This is a genomic window from Streptomyces sp. NPDC058964 (assembly GCF_042741275.1).
GTDB lineage: Bacteria > Actinomycetota > Actinomycetes > Streptomycetales > Streptomycetaceae > Streptomyces.
Map to the genome: position 1 here is coordinate 1 of NZ_JBHYKH010000888.1, position 1,904 is coordinate 1,904.

The 1,904-nt window shown below is 71.4% G+C and carries 3 protein-coding genes; all 3 read right to left on the reverse strand.

What is annotated here, in order from left to right; genetic code table 11:
* Positions 1 to 289 precede the first annotated feature (289 nt).
* Positions 290 to 871, reverse strand: a complete 582-nt coding sequence (locus ACFW2E_RS46020) for a hypothetical protein (protein WP_384477927.1) — start codon at positions 869 to 871, stop codon at positions 290 to 292.
* Positions 872 to 987: 116 nt separating this feature from the next.
* Positions 988 to 1,179: a hypothetical protein gene (locus ACFW2E_RS46025; protein ID WP_384477930.1), complete on the reverse strand. Its 192-nt coding sequence runs from the start codon at positions 1,177 to 1,179 to the stop codon at positions 988 to 990.
* Between the two features lie 36 nt (positions 1,180 to 1,215).
* Positions 1,216 to 1,904 (reverse strand): CBS domain-containing protein (locus ACFW2E_RS46030; protein WP_384477933.1); only part of this gene is annotated, 689 nt, incomplete at its 5' end.

The following is a 1,904-nucleotide window of genomic DNA, read 5'->3' on the forward strand; positions in this document are numbered from 1 at the left end:
GGCAAGCGCCGCCTGCGCACCGCCCCGAGAAGGTCACCGGAGCTGGTCACGAAGACGAGCACGGCATCGGCCGACGCCGTGTCAGCGGCGTCATCGCGGCTTCGAGGACGGACACCCCCTGATCCTGCCACCCGAGGGGCGGCTCCGCATGGCGTGGAAAGAGGACAGGCGTCCCTGTGCCGCCCTCCGGCGTCGAGCCGCACGCGGACAGGCCGTTTCACGGCCAGTCCCTTTTGGTCAGGTTTGGGCAGGCGCACTTCGGGCTCCAGCTCTCTGCTACGGTCGCCGGTCAGCTCGCCTTGGGCCCCCACTGCGGGCCGACCAGCTCCCATTCCCGGCCCCACTCGTCCACGCGTCGGCGGTCGAGCCGCGAGCGTGCGACGACTCCAGCGCCGCCCGTGAGTGCGGCGAGGGCGCCCGCGGTCACCACGCCCAACAGCGCCGACTCGACGGTCGCCGCGACGGGCCCCGTCGGGCTGAGCGTGACCCGACTGTTGTCGTCCTGCCAGACCACGACCTCCGTGCCGGCCTTCTTGCCGGACTCCACCAGGGTCTCGTCGGTACGAGGCGTGCCGTCGGGTGCCGTCCAGCGCACCGTCGCCCGGACACGGTGGCCCGATCCCCACGTCTGTGCCGTCGTCCTCGGAACGTCGCTGACCAGCACCGCACGGACGGAATGGCGCTCGGCGCGCTGCCGTGCGAAGGACTCACCGGCCGCATGGGCCGTCACCAGGCCTGCCACCGTGCCGCCCAACAGGACGATCAGCCACACAGCCAGTACGATCCAGGCCTCGACGATGTCCGCGTGCCGCCGCAGCGGGTTGCTCCGCCATCGCCACAGCCGCCTTCTCACGCTCCTGCCGCCGCGCATCCGTCAGCACCTCCCTCATCGACGTGGTCACACTCCGAAGGTGACAGGCGCGAATCCCGCACAGGATGGGCCGACAGGGCGGGACCACAGGGCCGGACGGGGCCGAACTCAAGGTGTCACAGGGGACGTTCAGCCATCCACGGGACCGCGCTGCGAGTGCCGATCGGTTCGCCGCCGCTCATGTCGGGCCGGAACGGCGGATACACGTCGGTGAGCAGCGCCGCGCGGGCGACCGCGCGCAGCACCCAGCGGTCGACCCCGGCCAGGAGGTCGAAGACGCCCTCCGGGCAACGTCCCGTGGCGGCCATCGCGACCCCGGCGAACAGTGCGATCGGAGCCCCGGTTCACAGCCTGCGCAGCCAGTCGTCGGCCACGCCGTGCAGGGCCTGTTCGGCGGGCTGGAGCCGCTTGTCGTCGAGCCGGTAGGACAGGTGGTCTATGACGTCCACAACTCCGTCCAGACGGCGCGTCATACCGACCGCGACGGGAATGTCGCTGCGCCGTTCCACCTGGCCGGTGAGGGTGACCACGCCGTTCTCGACGCCGGCCTCGAGGGTGTGCGGGGCGAGCCAGAGCGTGTTGACGAACACTTCCCGCTCCACGTCGCGCTCGATCTCCGCGTCGTCGCGCAGGAATACCTGAAGCAGCTCGCGGCGCGTGACGATGCCGACGAGCCGCTCCTCCTCGTCGACTACGGGCAGTCGTTCGATGCGGTGCCCGGCCATGAGCCGCGCGGCCTCGGTGACGGTGGCGTCGGCGCGCACGGTGAAGGCGGGCGTGGACATCACACCGCCGGCCGTCCGGGCCCGGCTCCTGACGGCGCGCTCCCGAACGGCTCGGCTCAGCCGGTGCGCAAGGGCGGCGACCGAGCCGCGGGGCTCGGACCCGCGCGTCTGGTGGAGCATGAGGTCGCTCTCTGAGATCACCCCGATGACCTTGCGGTCGTCGTCGATCACGGGGAGTCCGCTGATGTGGTGTTCGCCGAGCAGGCGCACCACTTCCTTGAAGGGCGTTCCGTGCACCGCGGTGACGA